The following is a 22,782-nucleotide window of genomic DNA, read 5'->3' on the forward strand; positions in this document are numbered from 1 at the left end:
AATGAATAGAATGCAAATTTAATAAAGTTGAAAAGTTCCAGTTTAACAACAGACGATTATTATATTATTACTACCAGTAATTGTAGGACAGCCTGTAAAGTAACGGGAATCCTGCTTAAGGCTCTTGAATACTCCACTACGATTAGCCCACTACTTGCTCAAAAAAATTATATACAATTGACACCGTATATCGTATACATTACACAAAAACAATAGAGGTATAACTTTGTTGCTTATACATTTATTGTTGACAGTAGATAATTGGGGCAAACTTATGAATATAAGTAATTCAGAGACATTAACGGTAAGGACAGTTACCCGGAATGAAAGCAAGAAAACGGCTGGAGTCGATGGTGAAATATGGTCTACAGCACAAACCAAAATAAGAAGCTCACATGATGCTTGTGAACAGATGTTTACCTGTCTCTGCAATAAACACTCTGCACAATGGATCCTGAAAGGGAACATCAAAGGTTGTTTCGACAAAATCAACCATCAATGGCTAATAAACAATATTTTGAGAGAAGGATCTGTTAGGAATCAATTTCTTAAGGCAGTTTTTGTTTCTAAAGATCATCTGAACCCAAAAAAAATTGGAACTCTGCGAGAAGGAATCATATCGCCCATTATGAGGAATATAGCTTTAGACAGCATCGAACACTTGTTGTTTACTAAATACAATACAGGTAAAAGTGAGAAAGACAACTCTATAGTGAGATGTCAAAACGAGGTAAACTTTGTCAGATACGCTGATGATTTTGTGGTCACTGCCAGCTCTGAAGAGTTAGTCCGAGAAATTAAGGAACTGATCAGCGCCTTTCTTAAAAAAAGAAGTCTGGAATTATCGGAAGAAAAGACTCTTATTACTCATATTGATTATGGTTTTGACTTCCTTGGATGGAATTTCAGAAAACATGAAGGGAAACTTCAAATCAAAATTGCACGGGAACATCCTGCAGAAAGCTGTAGGGTATTAGACTGAAATAAATGACCAGTTTCCTGCAAAGAGAGTTGAACCCACCAATAAACGATTATATCTTCATCGTTAAATAAATAAAACGGTGGAAAGGATGAAGAGTTTACTTTTTATCGATGCGGGAATTTTTATTATTGCAGCTGTCACAGCATTCCTGAAGGGAGACTTTGCCTTATTATAGACATCATAGGCTTTGCCGGTTTGATTTTCGTTGCTACAGCGGGAGTTTTGACAGGATCTGTTGTGAACGGGGACCGGGTAAGAGCAAATTATGATACTGAAGATGAAGAGCGCAAGGAGAAAAATAGATTGTCAAAAAATTTATTTTTGTTGGCTCTTTCAATATCGCCATATCAATACTTACTTATGAATTCACACTACAGTGATTTACCATCATGAATTGAAGATCTCAAAATCTAAAAAAAACAGAAAAGAAGCTATATGAATATTCGAGCCTCTATCTACTGAATTCCCTTTTAAATTAAACTTTACTGCTCAGCCTGTCCTCCATTTGTAAAGAACATTTTGTCCCCTTCGTTTCCAGGATACAGGACAAGCTGTCCATTCTCCAGAGCTACTGACCCCACACTGGGTAAAAGCGACAGATATTCGCCGTCCATCGACTCGGGTCCGCATGCCATAAGCGTAATGGCAGCCGGACCAAGGGTTAAGTTGTTTCCTTCCAGAGTATAGGTTCCACTTCCGCTGTTGCAGTCGGCTTTGATATGATATGTGCCGTCAGGGGAGAAGGCAAGCGTATAGTTCTCAGAGTCAGGAACCATTATCTGGTTTTCAGGGCTATCAGAGTCCTGGAAACTGGCCCACTGCCATTTGATACCGGTAATAGCATCGGCAGAAATTGGTTCGAGTTCCGGGATAGTGGTTTCTGCAGGTTCAACAGAAGTGTTCTCTGCAGGTTTAGCAGGAGCTTCTTCCTGCTCAGTACAGCCAAGCGAGAAGGAGACCACGGTTATAACCCCTATGGTAAGGAGTAAAACCATGCCTATAGATGCAATTTTCATTTTCATTATATGCCTCGTAAACTGATTACATGGGAAGATGCGTCATTTAAATATATCTTTTGTTTAAGCTGCAGTTTGACTCGCAGTCATCTGAATATTTTTTTAATAATTTTGCAGAATATGATATGCCGATATGTTCTATTTTGTATATTTCCATTTTTCAGCAGAGGGAATTTTTCGGGGATATGCATTCTTTGCACGGGTGAAAAGACCAAATCCGTAACTATAGAAATGAAGTCTTAGGATTCAGTAACTAAGTTCAGGAAACCAGATTCCTATGCTTCTTTAATTCACAAGACTAACCATATTGATTAATAAATAAAAACCTGAATCGGAGGATAGGAATGAAAATAAGCGCACGCAATGTCCTTAAAGGTAAAGTCAAAAGCATAACACACGGATCAGTTAACTCGGAAATCGTAGTCGAACTTCCGGGTGGCACCGAGATCACTTCCATTATCACAAAAAGTTCCGCTGAAAAGCTGGGTTTGAAAGAAGGGCATGAGGTCTACGCAGTAATTAAAGCCACAAGCGTCATGTTAGCCTCTGATTAAACTATGAGTCCGGGACTGCATGGTTCCTGCATACGGCATGGTTCTGGTATTGTATGGTTCTTACTTCATAATAGAAAGAACTTAGCAAAACAGTTATTACCAATTTTAAATAGGTTCTTAAGAGCTTATTCTTAACAAGAAAAATTAAGCAATGTGAATTCATAAAGACGCAAATATAACAAAGCAAACCACCAGGAAAATAAATTGTTCAGAAAGTAGTGTTATTGATAGAGGGGGAGTTATTTTTGGGAAAAGAAGATAAAAAACCATCTTTACAGCCGGAGCCGATACCTTATCCGGAACCGCAGCCGGTTCCTTCACCCGAACCGATACCTGAACCTGAACCGGAGACCGAACATAAACCCGGAAAAACCAGATAATAACAGGTCAAGTACAGCAGGCATGATCACAAAGGTTTACATTTCTCATTGCGAACAGGACGAACCGCTTGCCCAGGAACTGGCACGGACTCTCTGGACAGTGGAACTGGAGAGCTTTTCGTCCCTGTACAGGAAAGCTCGAATTCTTTCCCTGGCTGAAAGAATACGTTTTGGCATCCGGCAGTCAGACTGCGTTATCCCGATCATCACACAGGAAGGAATGTTATCTCCGGAGGTGAATCAGGAGATCGGGCTGGCTGTAGGAGCCGACCAGTTAATAATTCCGCTGGCAGAGGCAGGAGTTGAACTGCCTATCCTTATACACCATCTCCAGCCGATTAATTTTTACCCTGAAAACTATGAGGATGCTCTGGGAAAGCTCATACAGAATATAAGGCAGCTTACGAAACTGGACTGGCTGAAGATAAAATGCCCTTACTGCGGAGAGGAAATGACCCAGTATATCACCCCGGAAGAAGAGGTGGAGAGAGCTCTTCTTGCAGGAAAACACCTTGAGACTATCTGCAGCTACTGCCAGAGAAATATTTACCTTGACCCAAGGACCTTCAGGCCCACGCCCTGAGCATTTTAACACAGGCAGGGAGGTGAATTCATGGAAAAAAGAATCAAAGACGAATCTGGAGAAAACATGGCAGTTCAATCCAAAATGGGGAAGACTACAGTGAAAGAGTCTGAAATAAGGGGTATTGAAGATCTTACTCCTGCAGAAAAGAAACACTTGCTGTTACAGCTTTCCCGAGACAGAGTAAAAGACAGTTCTGCCGGCCCCTGGGAAATTGTTGAAATCCGCAGGGAAGAATGGGAAACAATTAAAGCTACACTGACTCAATCCGTAGAAATTGACATAAGGGACACAGAAAAAGACGAACTTTTCAGAGTATGGTTCGATATAACAAAGTTAGAAAGAGAACTTGAGTAAATAACTTGAGTAAATAACTTGAGTAAATAACTTGAGTAAATAACTTGAATAAATAACTTGAGTAAATAACTTGAGTAAATAACTTGAGTAAATAACTTGAGTAAATAACTTGAGAAAAATATTAGAGTTAGAATAAAGGAGGACCGGAAGTAGGGTCAAAAAATGATAGAATAGAGTCTAAGAATGATAAGGAACATGGTTGAGGAGTACCGTAGATAAGGAAAAGATGGTAAAAATTAAAAATACAGATGAAGATCTCAGAAGTAAGTTAGAAGTCATCTGTAAGAAGCGTATCTGTTAAAAGTATACTATCAGATAACCCATGTTTAGAATTATCTGCTCTTTCTTTTTGCATAGCACTCCCTGCAGTAGACTGGTCTGTCAGGGTCCGGTTCAAAGGGCACCTCTGTTTCTTGATCACAATCAGAACATTTTGCTCTGTACATCTTCTGCGGCCCTCTACCGGAATCCCGATCCCTGCTCTGGTAATCTTTTCGCTCCATAGATTTCCCCCTTATACGTTATATTATGGCTTTAGATCAAATAATTCAAAAGAGCCGCACTTATGAATGTGCCATTCTTTGGTGTGTCTCAATGAACTAATTGAATGATTAATATCTTGCACGGTGAGATTTATTGTTGTTGCATCAGGTTTGAGCTGTTTTAAGTCTCTAGAAGTGTATTTTAAGTTCTTAAACCAGATGTTTTTACAACCTTTCCTGTCAGTTAATGACCCCATTTCGACTGAATCTAACTTTCCGGAAAAGTAGTTCCTGTCGTGTTCCAGATCCGTTAGGCTTCACCGAAGAATCGCTGGCAAAAGGCTAACCTTTTTATCCCTGCTTTATCCTGAATCCAGGGGTTTCAGCGTTAAAAGGTAGTGAGAAGAGGAAACCGTAGATATAACACCTGATTCATAGCTTCCTGAATCTCAACCGAATTCATGTTTTATAGTCAGCCCAGGAAATATTAATACATATAAACAAGAACCCAGACAGTGAGTAATATAGTAAAAAGTGCAGTTAATTGTTGAGTTGAATATAAGTTGCCTCCCACTTGAGTGCGGGTTCACTCTGAGCAAAGTTACTTTCCTGAAAACGCCTTGCTGACGTCGGCAGCGTTGGTATACTCCTTCTCTGGAAGTTCTTCGAGGACCTCCATTACCTTACTGCTGGCTTTGTGCTTTTTAGCGTGTTCAATAAGTTTCTTCTTCTCTGCAGGATAACCCATATCTTTTAAAGCTTTCTGGACTTCTATAGGACTTGTTTGCACAAAATTCCCCCATGTGGTTTATTTTTTATCGAACGCATTAATGCCTTCGAACATCTTCTGAACCTTTACTGGATTTGTTCTCGTAAATTATCTTGTTAACTACCCATTAAATCTAAAGATTTAACGAGCGTCCGGGTTCATGTCCCTGGTTCATGTCCCTGGTTCATTCCCCCAACCAATTACCAGTAAGTCCCCAAGCTCGTCCCCGCATCCCGTATGTATTGATTTAGAGCTGCCTTTCAGCATCCGGTTTACCAGTGCAACCCCTAACCCTTCGGGTACCGGTTTAACTGGTTGCTTTCCGTTGGCCTGGTTATCACAGTAGGAAAGCAATATACAATTGGTTGGAAATTATATTAATGCAGCGAATAGAAAAACGAAAGTGGGAGAAGTTGACGCTTATAATCCCTGGGCTAAACCCAGGGATTTTACGCTTCTACCTATAAAGATGGACAACAAAAAAGAGAACTGAAAAATATGGCTGAACAAGGAAGGAAAAGCCCTCGTATAATTGATATACCATCGTGACAATCCTTACAGCTATGAATAGCAGCAAATCCGAAGATTCCGTTTTACCTTCACACCTTTCTGACCGTGCAGCTCGTGAAAACCATGAAAGGTCGCCTGCCGTGCATTCCACTTCTACTGATGGATCTTCTACTTTTTCAAGCCCTGCCCTTGACCAGCTCAATGGCCTTTTACCTGACTTTAACAACCGGCTCTCTCCGACGCGAGATCTCGGGCTTTCTCCCCTCGGGCAGCTCCGCCTGAGTTCCGAAGCCCACCCGAGGCTGGTTTCCGACTCTGACCTTGGACTTGTATCCGGTGCTCTTTCCAGCCCTCTTTCCGGGCTCAAAACCGAATACCCTGAAACGCCTGTCGGAAAAGAGCTTGAGGTCATGCCTGACCTGCCCGGGAGGACTCTTGCAGGAAATAAAGTCGGCTCGCTCACCCTTGGCGCAGACCTTCCGATTGGGCTTGTTGAAAGCAAATTGATTACTCTCAGCAGCACCGAAGAGAAGCTGAAGAATGCTGAAAAAGACAGGAAGTAAAAAAAGGTCTGTAAAAGAATTTACTACTTTTTTATACTACTTTTTGATGTGGGGCAGTTAAACTGCTCTTTTCTTTTAAAAAGTTATGTAACTGCGGAAAAAACACGGAAATAGAAGACCTTAGATAGTTTTCCGTGTATCCCGTAGTTCATCTCTTCTTATGAGACTGACTAAGAGATTTTCTTACGGATTTCTAATTTACTGACGTAATGAAAAAAATAGCCGTTTTTTAGATATAACTGCAGAAAATGGGTTACTTCAGTTACGGGTCATAAGGGAGAAAGCTCCGATGCTTTAGCCAGGAGTAGTTCACCTTATAGACACCATTAGGAGTAGTTCACCTTATAGACACCATTATTCCTAGAAGGCTGACTGCAATTGCAATTATAGTTATAAAAACAATCAAAGCTGAACTATCGTTCTCAACCCGTTCATTGCTCTCATAATCCATAATACTAAATATGCGGTCATCAATTAAAAAACTTTTGCCAGTTTTAGAGAGGCGATTATTTGAAAATCGCATTCATGAGCCGTTACTTTATCATAATATACAATAAAAGTCATTTATACAGTTATTTTTTTTTAAATTAGTCGCGGCCTTTTTTAACTTCTCTTTTTTTCAGCGGAGCCCATGCCACACACTGTAATAAAAAAACAGAAATTCGAGGATTAAAAAGATATCTGAAAACTTAAAAAGGATGTTTTCGGCTGTCTTATGACGAATACAATCGTCAGGCTTTGATATTTTTTCATGGTTACTACATTGAGCAGGTTGGATTTGTGAGAAAAACAGACGTGTTTCCTGCTGAACTCAGGCCTTTTATTCTCATCTTTTACTACTTCTTTTCGGAAAAGCCCGTGCTATGCACGGTGACGGAAAGACCGGAGACAGCTATTAAGTTTGCTCCGGCCTATTCTTATCAGAACTTCTTCCAACGATGCGGATTAAATGAAAGTCATATGTTGCACTTTTATTCTGCCTTTACCTCGCCGCTTTTCTCAGAGATTTTTCGAATTTATCGAGCCCGAGGTCAGCCTCTTCGTCGGTCATGACGAGAGGTGGAGAGAAGCGGATTACGGAGTCTCCGCAGGGGAGGAGAATAACTCCTTCTTTAAACGCTTCTCTGATAATCCTGTCCCTTCTGATAGGGTCTATGGATTTGTCGGATTTTACGATTTCTGCACCTATCATAAGGCCAAGGCCGCGAACATCTCCTATGCAGGGGAAATTCTCCTGAAGCTCCCTGAGACGCTGCCGGATATGCGCTCCCATTTCTCTGACATGGTTTTCTATATTTTCCTTTTCCAGAAATTCAAGGGAAGCGAGAGATGCAGCTGAAGAAAGGAGATTTCCGCCGAAGGTGTTAGAGTGGACACCAGGAGGCCAGTCCATAAGGTTGCGATCTGCAAGCATTGCGCCCATAGGGAGGCCTCCGCCAAGGGCTTTTGCAAGGCAGGTAATATCAGCCCTTACCTCAAAGTTTTCCATGGCAAGGAAGGGACCTGTCCTGAAACAGCCTGTCTGGACTTCATCAGCTACAAGGAGAACGTCATTATCCGTGCAGATTTTTCTTACTTCCTTGTGGAACTCCGGAGGAGGGACTATATAGCCTCCCTCTCCCTGGATGGGCTCAGTGAAAACGGCAGCAGTGTCTTCGGGGCTCAGTTCTTTTCGGAAAATAAGGTTTTCAATCTGCTTTGCGCATTCGATTCCGCAGGAGGGGTATTCGAGTTTCATGGGGCAGCGGTAACAGTAGGCATAGTGGGTGTGCACTGTCCGAAGGGTAGGGAAATACTCCTTTTGCCGGACTTTAGAGCAGGTCAGGGAAAGAGCGCCCAGGGTTCGGCCGTGGAAAGCATTATAAAAAGAGATAAAGTTCTGGCGCTTTGTCTTCCATAGAGCAAGTTTCATTGCAGCTTCTACAGCTTCGGTCCCGCTGTTGCAGTAAAAGACCTTTGAGTAGCCTGCAAGCTCTCTTAGTTTTTTTGCAAGCTTTAATGGAGGCTCGGCAAAAAAGTCCCCGTATCCGCAGTGAAACATTTTATCCAGCTGGGCTGAGATGGCGGCTTTAACCTCCGGGTTTGAGTAGCCTGCATTCATGACAGCAATCCCTGCAACGAAATCGATGTACTCTTTTCCGTCTATGTCTTTGACTATGGAACCATTTGCCCTGTCAACAACCAGAGGATAGGGACGGGCTACACATGCAGATATTACATTGCAGTCCTGCCCTATGATCTCCCTGGCTTTTGGGCCAACCATATCAAGCAACCCTATGTCCTGTTCGAAAAAACCAGGATCAGTTTCCAGCGTCCTCATTGCGTCCTCTGATTGTTCTGTTTTTTCAAAGTTTTTCCTTTTTTCAAGCCTTTCCGGCTTCGTGTAATCCAGAATGATTCACCCTCTTCCCATATTTCATTCCGTATCTATCTGGGCTTTCTGCAGCCTGCCGCTGTAGTCTATGTACACGGCTTTTACCTCTGTGAATTCTTTGATTGCTTCTGTCCCGGCTTCCCTGAACCCATTTCCGGTTCCTTTTACGCCCCCGAAGGGAAGATGGACTTCAGCACCTATTGTAGGGGCATTAACATATGTGATCCCGGCTTCTATCTTTTTAATCGCCCTGAAGGCGTTTCCAACATTTTCAGTGTAAATTGCCGAGGAAAGCCCGTATCTGGTGTTATTGGCAACTTCAATTGCTTCATCAAGCCCTGAAACCGTAATGATGCTGAGCACAGGCCCGAAAATCTCTTCCTGTGCAATCCTCATATCCGGCCTGACATCCGTAAAGATAGTCGGTTCAAAAAAATAGCCCGGAAGCCCGGGATCTATGGTATTTCCCCCGAGCAGAAGAGTTGCACCTTCTTCTTTTCCTATCCTGACGTACCTCTCTATTTTTTCAAGCTGGGCTTTATTGATTACAGGCCCGATGTCCGTTTCAGGCAGAAGTCCGTTTCCTATCCTGAGAGATTTTGTTTTTGCAAGCAGCCTTGTTATAAACTCGTCCTTTATTTTTTCGTGCAGGATCAGCCTGCTCGTAGCCGTGCAGCGCTGGCCTGTTGTCCCGAAAGCCCCCCAGAGCACGCCTTCAAGAGCAAGTTCAAGGTCGGCATCATCCATGACAATTACCGGATTTTTGCCCCCCAGTTCCAGAGAGACCCGCTTTATCGTTTTTGCACATTCTCCCATGATCCATTTCCCGGTTTCAAGGCTTCCTGTAAATGAAATGGCTTTTATTCGGGGATGCTGGACTATGGCTTTCCCAACGCTTCCTCCGGGTCCGGGCACAATGTTTACCACTCCGGGAGGCAGGCCTGCTTCCATCAGGATTTCGACGAGTTTAATTGCAAGCAGGGGTGTGTCACTTGAAGGTTTGAACACGATTGCGTTTCCTGCTATAAGGGCTGGCATGATCTTCCAGCTGGGAATTGCAATAGGAAAGTTCCAGGGTGTTATCATGCCCACAACTCCTATCGGCCTGAGCACGGTCATGCAGAACTTGTCCTTGAGTTCGGAAGTTGTTGTCTCCCCCAACATCCGCCTGCCTTCCCCTGCGGCATAATTGGTAATGTCTATTGCTTCCTGTACATCTCCCCTTGTTTCGGGCAGCACCTTCCCCATCTCTTCTGTCATGAGTATGGCAAGATCTTCCTTTCTCTCCTGCAAGATGCGAGCAGCCCTGAAGAGCACTTCAGCCCTTCTGGGAGCCGGAACTTCGCTCCATACCCTGAATCCCTCCTCGGCAGCCTCAACTGCCCTGTCCACATCCTCGTTCCCGGCTACCTGTATCGTAGCAAGGTTTTCAAGAGTAGCCGGATTGATATCATCAAAAGTTTCTCCTGTTGACGAGTCTCTCGACTCTCCACCTATAAGCAATTTGTACTCCAGAACCACAAAATCCCTCTAAAAGCAATGAATATAATACCACATAAATATATCCAGAAAAAGGATTCGGCTGAACCGAAATAATTTCAGAGTCTTCGACTGTTATTTATGGAAACCTTTTCGCAGTAATAGCAGAGATGAATAAAAAGACAGCCTGACAGTCTTACCTTTACATGGTTGTTTTTTCGAGCATCGCCAGAAAACTCAGTGGATAGATAAAAAAAGTGATTCAGATAAACATAGAAAAGAAAGGAAAGCGTTACATAAATAATATTTATGAATAGTTAATTAAAAAAGGTTAACTAAAAAAAGGTTAACTAAAAAAAGGTTAACTAAAAAAATGGTTGATTAAATGTGGTTACTATCCTATACCTGACAGAAACTAAAGCTGCTTCTTTCAGAGATTCAAATTATTTTTTACAATAATCAGTAACCTGACTTACTGCTAACAATCTGCCAGATCCGCTTTGAAAGTTCGGAGTACTGAGCTTTAGGATCTCCTCTTTTCTGAATAAAGGAATCTGCACCGTTTTCGATAGCTCGGCTCATAACTTCTTCTTTGCCCACTCCTGTAAAAAGAATGAAAGGTATATTAATTCTCTTATCACGGATAGTTCTCAAAAATGAAATGCCATCCATATAAGGCATATCATAATCCGAAACTACTACATCATACGAGAGTTCATTTAACTTCTCGAGAGCCTGTCCTGCAGATTCCACTGTATCGGAGTTTATGTCGTGGAACACTTCTAAGAACGTTTTTGATAGCTCCAGGAATACTGGGTCGTCGTCTACAAGCAGTACTTTCATGGGGTTTTCTCCTTAGCGTTATGATTTTGCAGTGTTAAATAAGGAACTTTCGCGCCCCTCATTTACTGGTAAGAGATTTTATATTAAGGTGGCATTTTTGGTGGTTTCTATATGAAGCTGAGATATGCTGAGCTAAGGTATAATTTCATACTTCTATCCCCCTTTTGCAAGCTCAACCCCGACAGAAAGGAATTAAGTCTTATGATATCGTATGGTTTTGAAATACCATTAGAGCATACTTACCAACTAAATTTTTATGCTGTAAGTAAGAAGATCTTTTAGTTAATATAAAAAGTTAACTTACGTAAATATCCTCTTCTATAAGCTGCCAGGATTTTATGACTATTTTATTTGTTTTCTACAAAGAATATTTTTTGCTTTTGAAAATAATTCGTGAAGATGCAAAACAAATAAGATAGATTAAGTAGGAACGAAATGGCAAGTAAAAACAACTGAAAAAACAGATCCAAAAGATATAAGGAAAAAGTAGTGGAAAAGTAGAACCAGAAGATAAGGGGAAATGGAAATAATAAAAGCGAAAAAGTAGAGATAAAAGAATAACGGGAAAAGAAATAAAAGGAAAAGCAGATGCAGAAAAAAAACCAGGGATTTTATCCCTGATTAATAAAGTTATCTATCTCTTTTTTCAGCATATGGCTCAGGACTTTTCCGTCAACCGTGCCTCTGTACTCCTTCATGACAATGCCCATGAGAGGGCCGAGGGCAGCAGGGCCTTTGTCTTTGATGAAATCTCCTCTTTCCCGGACCATCTTTTTAATGAAGTTTTCGATTTCCTCGGGATCAAAGGCGCTCAGGCCGAGCTTTGAAATTGCTTGCTGAGCTGTCAGTTCAGGCTCTTTTGCAAGGGCGGCAAGAAGGTCCTGAATGGCTTCTTTTGCAATTTCCTGGTTAGAAATGGCTGCAAAAAGCTCAATGAAATGTTCATCTGTGAGGTTGTCCGTCTCAACACCATTTCTCCTGATCTCAGGGACGATTCCTAAAATGGTTCTGGCAATCAGGGTTGAGTTAACATTTGCGTCCTTCCTGTAGGTTTTCAGGAGGGTCTCAAAGAGAGGCAGATGCTTTGAGTAAGCCATTTTTTCGGCAAGCTCTTTATTCAGGCCACTTTCGGAGACAAAACGTTTTGCCCTTTCTGTCAGGAGTTCCGGAGGCTCTATGGAATCAAAATATTCCTGTGAGATTTCGATCTGGGGAACATCGGTTTCAGGGTACATCCTTGCCGCGCCGGGAAGAGGGCGCATATAAGCAGAATTTCCTTCCGGAAGAGCCTTTCTGGTCTCTTCAGGGATTCCCTCAAAGGCTTCTTTTGCCCTTTTAATTACTGCCTCAATTGCAAGCCTGGATTTTTCAGGTTCGTCTGCAACCATGATGACAGCATCTTCAGGGTTTGCGCCGATAGCGTCCCTGACAGCCTGGACTTCCTTTTCAGTTATCCCGTAGTTAGGAAGTTCATCCGTGTGGAAAATTCCTCCCACACCTGCGGTCTTTGCCCTGTCAGAAAACTCAGTCCCGAGCCTTCTCCCTGGCTGGACTTCCTTGCCTACAAGCCCATTGAATTTCCTGAGGAGGGCGGCAAGGATTGCGCCTTTTTTTACGCCTTTTTGCAGGACCTTGGACTTCGTGTCCATGAAAAGCCCTGTTATATCATAGATCTCCTCGCAAACAAAGGCTTTTCTTTCAAGGAGTTCCTGCCTGATAAAAAGCAGGTTCAATTGCCTTTCGACTTCCCTGCGGACGATGTCTTCTATGAGGTCAAGGGCCTGTACTCCTTTGATTTCGACTCTCGCGCCTCTGGCAATTGAGATGTTGACGTCCTGCCTGATCGTGCCAAGCCCTCTCTTCACCTTCCCTGTCGACCTGAGAACCATCCCGATATACTCTGCAACCTCACGGGCTTGCCTCGGGGATTTGATATCAGGCGCAGTTGCAATTTCGACAAGTGGAATCCCGAGCCTGTCCAGGGAATAGACTATTGAGTCTCCTATTTCCTCTATTTTCTGGGCAGCTTCCTCTTCCACACAAAGGCTGTCAATCCCACAGTGGCCTTCCGAGGTTTCAATGTACCCATCGCTTGCAAGAAAAGCAGTCCTCTGAAAGCCGCTGGTATTTGACCCGTCCACAACGATCTTTCTCATTACATGCATCTGGTCGACAGGTTTCATGTTGAAGAGCTTTGCAACCCCGAGGGAAATGTTCAGGGCTTCCTTATTGAGTTCCCTTGGTGGCTCTTCATCATTTTCGATAAGGCAGGTCGTATCATATGCCTTATAGATATACTTCCTCCTGATCTTTGTCTGCTCCACCGCAGCCCTGTCCTTTTCTCCCATCTCACTTTCCGTAGCCCTGAGATACCTGAAAAATTCGAAGTCCGAATCCCCGATGTCCCGGATCAGGGTAGGACACCTGCAGAAAAGCTTCTCCTTAGAATCCAGCTGCTGGTGAATTTCAAGCCCGGCTTTCAGCCCAAGTTCACTGTAATCGTATTTATCCATATTTTCACCCAAATATAAGCAGGAAGCGCCTTAATCCTTTTTAATTCACTATAAATAATTCACTATAAATTTTCCTTCAGTTTTCCTTTAGCTGTCCTTTAATTATTCCTTCAAATCTAACTCTTTTTGCTCTTCCTTCACTTTTAAGCCCATCGGCTCGCTATTTTTTCCTCTTATATTTAAACCCTCTTTCTGCGCTTGTTTCCTCTCTTAGCTCTTTTAGGTGCTGCGCTGGTAGTTATCGGCTATTGTCAGTAAGAAACTTAATGTAAAAGGTGTGGTAGAATGTATAAAGGTATCTCTGTATATAAGATTGAAGTAATTATTGACTCTTTTTACATTATAAAATGAGTTAGTAGAGCTTGATTGCTCTTAGTAGAGAGAATCGTAAAACACAGCCATCTCTATTCCTTCTTTTGCATACGAAAAAGATCCGGCTCTTAAAAACCCGCTCATAAAACAATGCTATAAATCGACGAAGGACAATCTTTAAATTCTTTTACTGTTATTCTGCCTTAGCTAATTATTTTGAGGAAAAAATACATGAAAGCAGATAGTGTGACCGAAAAAGCAGTTAAGGATGTTCTGGATAAATTTACAGAGAGTTACGCCAGACGCGACCTGAAAAGCGCAATGTCCCTTATTGCTCCGGATGCCGATGTTGTAATGTACGGCACCGGCGCAGACGAGAAACGTGTCGGGTTTGAGGAAATAAGAGCTCAGTTTGAGCGCGATTGGTCTCAAATCGAGGAACCGGCTCTCGAATACAACTGGACTTCAATTTCAGCAGCCGGCAACGTAGCCTGGGTGGCGATTGATGCTGTTTTAAAGGCAAAAGTAGATGGGCAAAAACTTAGATTTTCGTCCCGGGTCACAGAGGTACTTGAGAAACGCGGGGACAGATGGCTCATTGTGCAGGGGCATTTTTCTTTCCCTGATCAAAGTCAATTTTTTGATTAAATGATCCTTTAAGGGAATAAAAATAATAATTAATTCTTATTTTTTATTTTTTACCTGTTTCAGATTCCATTCTCAAGCTCTCAATATATCTCTTTTCATACTTACTCTAATAATCAGATCCAGTAATTATGGACGTAAGATTTTGTCTGCTGGATATATGGAGTGATGTACTTGAGGCAAAATGGTACAATAACCAGTGTAGTAATAACATTGCCAACGAACCATCCTTCGAATGTCACAAAAAATTCAGTCCATGGGACCATACCTTCCCTGACGATCATTAAGGCACCCCACATCGCACCGATAAAGTTGTTAAGCAGACACCCGAACAAAAGGAAAATCCCCATGTCACGTTTTGTTCTTAGCCTTATGTTAACCCTGAAGTACGCAAAAGCCATCAGGGGTATAAGGACCTGCCAGAGATCGGCAAGTGACCATACAACATTTAATGAAAGGGGCATATCCGCAAGGATTCCTGCTCCTATCATACAGCCAAGATAAGCAGAAATCCCTCCCCATATTCCATACCAGAGAGTGAAAACGATCATAAAAGCGACTGCAAAATACATACTGGATACGCCGGGTGCAGGTGAGATAGGAGAGGTTACAACTGCAAATCTTGACAAAAGTGAATTTACCAGTATCAAGAAAAGAAAAATATTCAGATGAGTTGATACTGACTCTATATCGGGAATTATAGACTCTCCTTTAATTTTACGACATAATTGATATATAGCTAGTCCTCTGAAAAGGGCACCGATAATGGCATAAACATATATAACATTTTTAGTATATAACACAACTGCAGCAAAATATAATAAATTTGTATCAGCACGGCGGAGATTCATTATTTTTCGTAAATTGCATTACCGGGAGTTATGGCAATGAAAAGCGATCAAGAGGACATGGACCCACTCCGGCTAAAGGAATGGTTCGCAAAACCATATTCTGTAGCTGTGACAACAATTTTGCTTTTTTTTCTAGTCCTTTATCGTACCTGGTTGTATATTGCAAATTGGCTTGAAAGTGTCCTTGTAAATGGACTCACTCCCGGTGATGTAACTTTTATTAAGGCACTCACATTTATTCTGGTTCTTCTGATTGCCAATATCGTATATATGGTTCTCAACAGGCAGGTAGGCCTATTGAGAACTGTTAAATCTCAGGAGAAAAAACTTTACCTATGTGAACTAAAATTTCAGAATTTTATTGACAATGTACCGGAGGTTGCAGTCCAGGGCTTTGATCCGGATTGTACCGTAATTTACTGGAATATTGCAAGCGAAAAAATGTATGGGTATCCCAAAAATGAAGCCATGGGGAAGAAACTGACTGAACTTATAGTCCCCTGTGAAAATAAAAATGATTTTTTAAAGATCATCGGTTCCATGCAAAAAGATAGGACTTATGTCAGTGCATCGGAAAATACTTTTTTAACGAAGAAGGAGGAAAAAATCCCTGTATTTTCCAGCTATTCGGCTGTCCAGGTACCTGAAGACCAGTTTGAGATATTCTCCATGGAAATAGACCTTACCGAGAGGAAAAGAATGGAGCATACTCTTCTGGAAGCAAAGGAACTTGCTGAGGCTTCAAACACTGCTAAAAGCAAATTCCTGGCAGGTATGAGCCATGAAATCCGAACACCTCTTAATGCTATCATTGGATTTTCCGATCTGCTTATTGAGAATTTCGCAGGACCCTTAAATGAAAAACAGATGAAGTATGCAAAAAACATATCCGTAAGCGGCAAGCATCTGCTCGGCCTCATCAATGACATACTTGACTTATCAAAAGCAGAAGCAGGAAAAATGGAACTCCAGTATGAGAAGGTCTCGGTCCCCCTGATAGTTAAGGAGATCGCAGAAGTTATGAGGCCGGCTGCAAGCGGCAGGGGAATAACTATCAGCACCGACATAGAACATGATGTTGGAATTGTGGAAGCGGACAGTGGTAAGTTAAAGCAGATACTGTACAACCTTATAGGGAATGCAAACAAATTCTCCATTGAGGGGGGAAACATTACCATAAGAGTCAGAGTAGCTGAAGAGTTTATGCAATTCGAGGTTGAAGATGAAGGCATAGGAATAAAGGAAGAAGACCTGCCAAAACTTTTCAAACCATTTTCCCAGGTTTTGGGGTCCACTGAAAGGTACACTGAAAAGAAGCCTGAAGGCACAGGACTGGGCCTATCCCTTGTCAAGAAACTGGTTGAACTCCATGGAGGAGATGTTTGGGTCAAAAGTGAATACGGAAAATACAGTATCTTCGGTTTCCGCCTCCCACTTCAAAGCCCTACCGAGCTGTAACTCGGCTGACACCACCGGTGAGAACCCTGGTGCCTGAAAGCCAATAGAAACCCCGGCACCCCTTATCTACCGAAGCAAAAATGGAAACGCCGGATTCGGGATTTTCCCTTTAAGTCCAGCAAAATCAACGCCTAAGGCACCGGAGCCGCAAAATCCATCAGAAACTTTTAAAGTTGCGCCCCCAATTTTTCAAGCGCCTTGTCCATCATCAACCCGGACGCCATGAGACACGGCCTGCGGAAGGAGACTGGAGGCAGACCTTTTCTGAATCTCGCCGGTACAGTTTCATAAACCCTCAGCAGGAAAACCCTGAGTCTTTAGCTCAGGGAAAATTTACTTAGTGAATTAACAGGAACTGTTTTGCTAACAGGTATAGTAAAATTATCAGGCAAAGAATAAGGAATAAATGCATCAATACTCCAATCAATATATCAGGATTTACTTCACGATCTTTCAAAAATAGAACATTTTGTTTCCAGGTGGAGGGGGAATTCTTGGGTGAGTCTTCCATAAATTATACAATAATTTCCTCCCATATATAGAAGTATAGTTTTGTCGTTAATCAAAACTTCCTGTAATAATTAATTTCGTTCCCTCTTCCCAGTCTTCTGTTCCTCCACACTTTTCTTTTTTTATTTCATTCTTTCGTTCTTTATTTCTTTCTTTCTTTTATTTTTTCATCCTTTATTTCGTTAGTTATTTCTTTATTTCATTATTTATTTCATTATTTCAGTATTTATTTCTTTATTTCATTATTTCGTTCTTTTTTCGTTAATCAAACGCCCTCTCCTGCAAAAAAGGCGGAATGAGAGTTATGGTATTGGGCCGAAACCCCGGAAAAAGAGGCAGAATACCTTGAAAGACCTGATTTCCCCTTTCAATCCAGCAAAACCAGCGTATAAGGCGCCGGGCTCGTATCATCCATCGGAAACTTATGAAGGGGCGTTCCCAGTTTTTCAAGCGCCTTGTCCATCTTCACTCCAAGCCTCCTGAAACCACCTGCGGAGAGTATTATCTCTGGAAAACAGAAAAAAAAACCAGATTTTTGAATTCCTTTCATCCTCTAAACCCCGATGCAATTATATTTCTTACAGGCACATAGTGTAATTGGGTGTTGTTTGATGGGAGTCGCTAGTTTCAAGAAAATAATGATTGCAACCGACGGTTCGGTCTGTTCCAGGATGGCTGCTAACAATGCGATAGAGCTTGCCCGTTTGAACAGGGGGACTGTTTATGCTGTATATGTGGTGTCCACGGATTATTTCTCTTCGATGGCTGTGGATTTTGACTGGGAAAGGATGAATGAAGCCCTGAAAAAAGAAGGACATGCGGCCGTTAGTTATGTAAAAAGAGCAGGAGAGATGGAAGGGGTCGATGTGAAGCCCATCCTGCTTGAAGGGCATCCGGCTACCGAATTGATCCGTTATGCCGAAGAGAATGAGATGGATATTGTTGTTATGGGAACTCTCGGCAAGACAGGGCTGGACAGGCTACTGCTCGGCAGTGTGGCAGAAAATGTTGTCCGGCACTGCAAGGTACCGGTAATGATTATAAGTGAAAAGTGCAGGGCCTGAGGCTGAGATCCCGAAAAATACCATTCAGCCTCAGGTTTTTGTCTTCTGCATCTGCATCAATCGGTTTTTCTTCAGCCGCCCTTCTTTTGTATTCCTTCTGTTAGCCTGGCAGGCGATTGCCTTTTAACTTCATTCTGCTTTCAATTCAGCTTTCAATTCAGCTTTCAATTCAGCTTTCCATTTTCTTTTTCACGGCTGCAGAGGCGTTTTCCGGAGAGTCGGTTTCCCAGAGTTTCCTGACCTTTGCACTCTTAAGGGCAGGCATGAGTGAATCGATTTTTGCCTGAACGGCTGCAAGTGTTTCCTCATCGGTGCATGGGAACTCTATGCCCATAAACTTCTGGGCTTTGAGGGTTTCAGTCTCTCTGAAGACGGCCCGGTCAACTCCTTTCCTGATTCCTGTCTTCAGGGACTCGATTGCATCCCTCCACTGGGCAGCCCAGGGTGTATCCGGGATCTCTGTGTGGTGGACATCAGATCTTTCTACTTTTATGGCTGCAAGGTGGCAGGCTTTCACGCAGGCCCCGCAATACATGCAGAAATCTTCGGCAAAAGCAATCTTTCGCGGGTCTTCAGGGTCTGTCGGCACGTACCAGAGTTCCGAGGGGCAGACGTTAAAACAGCCGCGACAGCCCTGGGGATCGCACTCTTTCAGGTTAAGCTCAATAAGGCTCAATTTCCCTTCCATGGGCTTTTGCAGGTCAACAGCTTCGTAGGGGCAGACAGCCTGGCAGCGGGCACACTGCGTGCATTTCAGCTCGTCAACCTTAACTTTGCCTTCCACCTTCGGGGCTTCGCAGGGGCGCTCCCCTTTAACCTTTATTGCCTCTTCCGGGCAGATGTCCTGGCAGAGCACACAGTAGTCACATTTGTCCGTATCAACTAGGAGCTGCTCAAAAGGTACAGGGTTCTCAGGGGTAGGTTCGCGCTCAAGCAGGAGAAAGGCGTCACAGAACCGGGCACAGATTCCGCAGAAGTTGCATTTTTCAGTATCGATTTCAATTTCACCCTCTACCCCTTCCTTAAAGGGAGCGATCTCTTCTTTTGTCGGGAAGGTGAACTCGACCTCTATTGCATCCTGCGGGCAGGCTCCCTCACAGAGGAGGCAGGGGAGACATTTCTCATTGATATTTACATACGTATCATATTTTGGATACTGCTTTTCATCAGGGACCTCTCCCACGGCTTCGAAGGAAATGGCGTGCACGGGACAGAGATTTGCACACATCCTGCAGAAGGTGCATTTATCAAGGTCCATCATCACAGGAGGGGCATCAAGCCCGGTTGCAATCTCATGCATGGGTCCCAGTTCAAGGGCTTTTGTGGGGCAGATCTCCACACAGATCCCACAGCCGTTGCAGCGCTTGTAGTCGTAATCGAGGGTCTTGAGGGACTTCTCAGTCGCCTGCGTATAGAGGAAATGGGTCCCCTGCAGGTCCATGCTGGTTGTAACCGTGATCTTTTCCTGGTTTTCACCTTCACCTTCTCCGGACACTGCTACTTCCTTTTCCTCTAATTCGAATTCCTCTGATCCGGATTCTTCAGACTCAAATTTCCCTGATTCATTTTCACCGGTGTCGGGCTTTTCGTTTTCTCCGGCTCCGCAGCAGCACCCACCGCATACGTGAGTTTCCTGTTCTGGGCACTCTTCGGGGCACTCTTCGGGATGTTTCTCGCTCACTGTACCACCTCCTCCTGTCCGGTTCCCGTACATTCCCGCTTGAGTTCGGTCCCTATGGGCCCTATTTCTTTGAGTTCCTTTACAAACTCGGTGATCGTGTTCGAGAAACGTTCTCCTTCGGCAGCCGAGATCCAGAGGGTCCTGAGCCTTTTCGGGTCAAGCCCTATTTCCTTTATGATTTCTTTTAAGACATCCATGCGTTTTTTCGCATCAAAGTTTCCGTGAATGTAGTGGCATTCATCCATCCTGCACCCCGCAACAAGCACCCCATCAGCTCCGCCTTTTAAGGCTTCAAGCACGAATTCCGGGTTTACCCTTGCAGAACACATGGTACGGATGACCCTGATGTTTGTCGGGTAATGGATCCTCGACATCCCTGTCAGGTCTGCACAGGCATAACTGCACCAGTTACAGAGGAAAGCCACAACAAAGGGGCTCTGGGACTTATGGGCGGTTGCAGCCCGGACCTGCGCAAGGATCTGCTCGTTTTCAAAGTTCCTCATCTGAATTGCCCCTACAGGGCATGCTGCACTGCAGTCCCCGCAACCGTAACAGGATACCTCGTCCACAACAGCTTTTTTGTCGACAATGCTGATCTTTCCGAACTTGCAGACTTCCACACAGGTCTTGCAACCTATGCACTTTTCCGTGTCAACATGAGCGCCCATGGGGTCGGCTTCAAGTTCGCCCGTGCCAAGGAGCTGCATAACTTTGGAAGCACAGGCACTGCCCTGGGCTATGGAGACCTGGATTTCTTTGGGACCCGAGGCGCAGCCTGCAAGGAAAACCCCGCTTACCGGTGCATCTACAGGGCGCATTTTCGGGTGGGCACTTGCAAAGAAGCGGTCAGGCCGCCTCGAAAGATTAAGCATTCTGCCAATTCCCTCTGCGGCCTTGCTGGGCTCGTAGCCCGTGGAAAGCACAACAAGGTCATGGGCTTCTTCTTCAACCCTGGACTCAAGGGTATTTTCGTAACGTACAACCGGTCTTCCGTCTTCGCCGGCATAGACCTCGGCAACCTTTCCGCGGATGAAGTCAACGCCCATTCCCTGGGTTCTGTTGTAATATTCTTCGTACATCTCCCCTGCAGCCCGGATATCTATGTAGTGGATCGTAATATCGGTATCAGGGTAACGCTCCTTGATCATCTGGGAATTCTTGAGAGCTGCCATGCAGCAGACCCTTGAACAGTGTTCGTTGCCTACGGTTTTGTCCCTTGACCCCACACACTGGATAAATGCAACACTCTTTGGGGGCTTGCCGGTAGAAGGTACAGGGACTCTTCCGCCTGTGGGTCCTGCTGAGTTCAGCATCCTTTCAAGCTGCATATTCGTTATGACATCGGGGTATTTCCCAAACCCGTACTCCTTTTTCCTGGAGGCGTCAAAGAGCTGGTAGCCTGTAGAAACGATTACGGCTCCTGCTTCGAATTCAATTTCCTCGGGCTTCTGTTCATAATCCACAGCTTCTGCAGGACATGCCTGCTGGCAGAGCCCGCAGCCCACACAGTGGTCAGGGTCAATGAGTACTACCTGCGGGACGGACTGGGGGATTGGCATATAGATAGCCCGGGTCTTTCCAATCCCGTAATTCATGGGGTTTTCGATTTCTACGGGACAAACCCCGGCACAGAGGTCAACGCAGCCCTTGCATTTGTCTTCAATCACGAATCTTGGTTTGCGTTTGACTTTAACGTGGAATTTTCCGACCGAACCTGAAATATCGGTAATCTCGGAATATGTGTAAAGAGTAATATTCGGGTGGTTCTGGACTTCCGTCATTTTGGGAGCAAGCACACAGATAGAGCAGTCGTTTGTCGGGAATACTTCATTCATCAGGGCCATTTTGCCCCCGATTGTAGACTCCCTCTCTACCATGGTTACGGGAAAACCGGCTTCTGCAAGGTTTAAGGCTGCTTCGATTCCTGCAACCCCTCCACCTATGACAAGGACATTTCTGCTGGCTTTTGAGCTTGTTGCACTCAGTTCCCTGAGGAACCGGGCTTTTGCAACCCCCATCCTTATCAGGTCAAAAGCTTTCTGGGTCGCCATCTGCGGGTCGTCTGCATGCACCCAGGAGCACTGCTCCCTTATGTTTACCATTTCCATAAGGTAAGGGTTAAGGTCGGCCTTTTCCATGACATGCCTGAAGGTTTTTTCGTGCAGCCTGGGGGAACAGGCAGCTACCACAACCCTGTCGATCTTGTAATCTTTTATATCCTTAATGATGCCTTCCTGTCCGGAATCGGAACATAAAAACTGTACATCCCGGGAAAGCACCACATCTTCCAGTTTATTCGCCATTTCCTCAAGGGCTGAAACATCAATTACTCCCGCAATATTCAGTCCGCAATGGCAAATGTAGACTCCGATTCGCATGCTTTTTAACTCCTTATATCTATGAATATTCTTAGGGATCGAGTTCTGATATATTTTTTGATGTGTATTAGTATATAAGTTATAAGTTAAAATATAAGAATTATAATTCCGGAAAGCTTTCCTGCACATGATTTCCTTCCATGCAGAAAAAGTAAGGTCCTGTGTAGCCCTGGTTCAGCGAATTTTTTGCAAGAACCTGGAAAGGCTTTTCTTTAAGCTTTACGGGCATTTGTGGACTTTGTGTTTTATAAATCTCAATATAAATTTTCCCTCAAACAGGATAAAAATGTAGTCGTTTTGTACAAAATCAAAACCTTTATTTTGTAAAAGTTTTCTGAGCCTCTGACCAGCAACCCTATGAGAAAGAATTCAGACTCAATAGCCTTTTTAGTGTTATTTTGCCAGTGGCTTTCCGGGTTTGCCTTCCTTCAGCCTCATTGCAGGCAAGAGCAGAAATATTTCAAGGCAACTGTAATCT

General features: G+C 43.6%; 22 protein-coding genes. 9 read left to right on the plus strand and 13 right to left on the minus strand.

Features of this window, described 5'->3' with window-relative positions:
• Positions 1-247 precede the first annotated feature (247 nt).
• Both EO92_RS08380 and EO92_RS18950 read left to right on the plus strand, forming a co-directional pair.
• Entirely contained in the window at positions 248-982 is a 735-nt protein-coding gene (locus tag EO92_RS08380; protein ID WP_162197461.1) for a reverse transcriptase domain-containing protein, read from the plus strand.
• 177 nt (positions 983-1,159) lie between these two features.
• Positions 1,160-1,375 carry a DUF5316 family protein gene (locus EO92_RS18950; RefSeq protein WP_369793133.1) on the plus strand — a complete coding sequence of 72 codons (216 nt, stop codon included), beginning with the start codon at positions 1,160-1,162 and terminating at the stop codon, positions 1,373-1,375.
• Positions 1,376-1,464: 89 nt separating this feature from the next.
• On the opposite strand, the gene EO92_RS08385 is transcribed toward EO92_RS18950, so the two are convergent.
• On the minus strand, positions 1,465-2,004 hold the full coding sequence (locus EO92_RS08385; protein WP_048170836.1) for an META domain-containing protein: 540 nt from the start codon (positions 2,002-2,004) through the stop codon (positions 1,465-1,467).
• A 338-nt stretch (positions 2,005-2,342) separates the two neighbouring features.
• Between EO92_RS08385 and EO92_RS08390 the strand changes: the two genes are divergently transcribed.
• The 3 genes from EO92_RS08390 (at position 2,343) to EO92_RS08400 (ending at position 3,872) form a co-directional block, all read left to right on the plus strand.
• Positions 2,343-2,552 (plus strand): molybdopterin-binding protein, encoded by a 210-nt coding sequence (locus tag EO92_RS08390; RefSeq protein ID WP_048132977.1) that lies wholly within the window; start codon positions 2,343-2,345, stop codon positions 2,550-2,552.
• Between the two features lie 402 nt (positions 2,553-2,954).
• Positions 2,955-3,515 carry a toll/interleukin-1 receptor domain-containing protein gene (locus EO92_RS08395; RefSeq protein ID WP_048132985.1) on the plus strand — a complete coding sequence of 187 codons (561 nt, stop codon included), beginning with the start codon at positions 2,955-2,957 and terminating at the stop codon, positions 3,513-3,515.
• Between the two features lie 30 nt (positions 3,516-3,545).
• Positions 3,546-3,872, plus strand: coding sequence for a hypothetical protein (locus EO92_RS08400; RefSeq protein ID WP_048170837.1), 327 nt, complete (start codon positions 3,546-3,548; stop codon positions 3,870-3,872).
• 332 nt (positions 3,873-4,204) lie between these two features.
• Here the strand turns inward: EO92_RS08400 and EO92_RS17100 are convergent, their stop codons facing one another.
• From EO92_RS17100 to EO92_RS17660, 3 genes are all read right to left on the minus strand, one after another.
• Complete coding sequence (locus tag EO92_RS17100) at positions 4,205-4,375, minus strand: CxxC-x17-CxxC domain-containing protein (protein WP_082107988.1); 171 nt, start codon at positions 4,373-4,375, stop codon at positions 4,205-4,207.
• A 580-nt stretch (positions 4,376-4,955) separates the two neighbouring features.
• The gene (locus EO92_RS08405; RefSeq protein ID WP_048132990.1) at positions 4,956-5,144 is read right to left on the minus strand and encodes a DUF2795 domain-containing protein; all 189 of its coding nucleotides are present in this window, start codon (positions 5,142-5,144) and stop codon (positions 4,956-4,958) included.
• Positions 5,145-5,294: 150 nt separating this feature from the next.
• A complete protein-coding gene (locus EO92_RS17660; RefSeq protein ID WP_156165768.1) occupies positions 5,295-5,477 on the minus strand; it encodes a hypothetical protein in 183 nt (60 codons plus the stop codon).
• Positions 5,478-5,668: 191 nt separating this feature from the next.
• On the opposite strand from EO92_RS17660, the gene EO92_RS08410 reads away from it, so the two are divergent.
• Positions 5,669-6,196: a hypothetical protein gene (locus tag EO92_RS08410; RefSeq protein WP_048170839.1), complete on the plus strand. Its 528-nt coding sequence runs from the start codon at positions 5,669-5,671 to the stop codon at positions 6,194-6,196.
• A gap of 982 nt (positions 6,197-7,178) precedes the next feature.
• Here the strand turns inward: EO92_RS08410 and EO92_RS08415 are convergent.
• The 4 genes from EO92_RS08415 to gatE all read right to left on the minus strand — a co-directional run bounded on the left by EO92_RS08415 (position 7,179) and on the right by gatE (position 13,405).
• Positions 7,179-8,516 carry an aminotransferase class III-fold pyridoxal phosphate-dependent enzyme gene (locus tag EO92_RS08415; protein WP_235283257.1) on the minus strand — a complete coding sequence of 446 codons (1,338 nt, stop codon included), beginning with the start codon at positions 8,514-8,516 and terminating at the stop codon, positions 7,179-7,181.
• A gap of 96 nt (positions 8,517-8,612) precedes the next feature.
• Positions 8,613-10,091: an aldehyde dehydrogenase family protein gene (locus tag EO92_RS08420; protein WP_048170843.1), complete on the minus strand. Its 1,479-nt coding sequence runs from the start codon at positions 10,089-10,091 to the stop codon at positions 8,613-8,615.
• Positions 10,092-10,508: 417 nt separating this feature from the next.
• Positions 10,509-10,892 (minus strand): response regulator, encoded by a 384-nt coding sequence (locus tag EO92_RS08425; protein WP_048170845.1) that lies wholly within the window; start codon positions 10,890-10,892, stop codon positions 10,509-10,511.
• 611 nt (positions 10,893-11,503) lie between these two features.
• Positions 11,504-13,405, minus strand: coding sequence for a Glu-tRNA(Gln) amidotransferase subunit GatE (gene gatE / locus EO92_RS08430; protein ID WP_048170847.1), 1,902 nt, complete (start codon positions 13,403-13,405; stop codon positions 11,504-11,506).
• 543 nt (positions 13,406-13,948) lie between these two features.
• On the opposite strand from gatE, the gene EO92_RS16705 reads away from it, so the two are divergent.
• Entirely contained in the window at positions 13,949-14,365 is a 417-nt protein-coding gene (locus EO92_RS16705; RefSeq protein WP_052734316.1) for a nuclear transport factor 2 family protein, read from the plus strand.
• 113 nt (positions 14,366-14,478) lie between these two features.
• Here EO92_RS16705 and EO92_RS08440 read toward each other — a convergent pair whose 3' ends face one another.
• Positions 14,479-14,991, minus strand: a complete 513-nt coding sequence (locus EO92_RS08440; protein ID WP_162197463.1) for an MASE1 domain-containing protein — start codon at positions 14,989-14,991, stop codon at positions 14,479-14,481.
• Positions 14,992-15,249: 258 nt separating this feature from the next.
• On the opposite strand from EO92_RS08440, the gene EO92_RS08445 reads away from it, so the two are divergent.
• On the plus strand, positions 15,250-16,671 hold the full coding sequence (locus EO92_RS08445; protein ID WP_052734318.1) for a PAS domain-containing sensor histidine kinase: 1,422 nt from the start codon (positions 15,250-15,252) through the stop codon (positions 16,669-16,671).
• Between the two features lie 877 nt (positions 16,672-17,548).
• Here the strand turns inward: EO92_RS08445 and EO92_RS18260 are convergent.
• Positions 17,549-17,731 carry a hypothetical protein gene (locus EO92_RS18260; protein ID WP_048170849.1) on the minus strand — a complete coding sequence of 61 codons (183 nt, stop codon included), beginning with the start codon at positions 17,729-17,731 and terminating at the stop codon, positions 17,549-17,551.
• A 61-nt stretch (positions 17,732-17,792) separates the two neighbouring features.
• On the opposite strand from EO92_RS18260, the gene EO92_RS08455 reads away from it, so the two are divergent.
• On the plus strand, positions 17,793-18,245 hold the full coding sequence (locus EO92_RS08455) for a universal stress protein (protein WP_048131861.1): 453 nt from the start codon (positions 17,793-17,795) through the stop codon (positions 18,243-18,245).
• Between the two features lie 169 nt (positions 18,246-18,414).
• On the opposite strand, the gene EO92_RS08460 is transcribed toward EO92_RS08455, so the two are convergent.
• The 3 genes from EO92_RS08460 to EO92_RS18800 form a co-directional block, all read right to left on the minus strand.
• Complete coding sequence (locus EO92_RS08460; RefSeq protein WP_048170851.1) at positions 18,415-19,926, minus strand: 4Fe-4S binding protein; 1,512 nt, start codon at positions 19,924-19,926, stop codon at positions 18,415-18,417.
• Positions 19,923-22,304: a CoB-CoM heterodisulfide reductase HdrA2 gene (hdrA2, locus tag EO92_RS08465; protein ID WP_048170853.1), complete on the minus strand. Its 2,382-nt coding sequence runs from the start codon at positions 22,302-22,304 to the stop codon at positions 19,923-19,925. Before hdrA2 ends, EO92_RS08460 begins: the two co-directional genes overlap by 4 nt.
• Before the next feature lie 100 nt (positions 22,305-22,404).
• Positions 22,405-22,533 (minus strand): hypothetical protein, encoded by a 129-nt coding sequence (locus EO92_RS18800; protein WP_255350338.1) that lies wholly within the window; start codon positions 22,531-22,533, stop codon positions 22,405-22,407.
• Between the last annotated feature and the right edge of the window lie 249 nt (positions 22,534-22,782).

The sequence above is a fragment of the Methanosarcina sp. 2.H.A.1B.4 genome (assembly GCF_000979385.1).
Taxonomy (GTDB): Archaea; Halobacteriota; Methanosarcinia; order Methanosarcinales; family Methanosarcinaceae; genus Methanosarcina.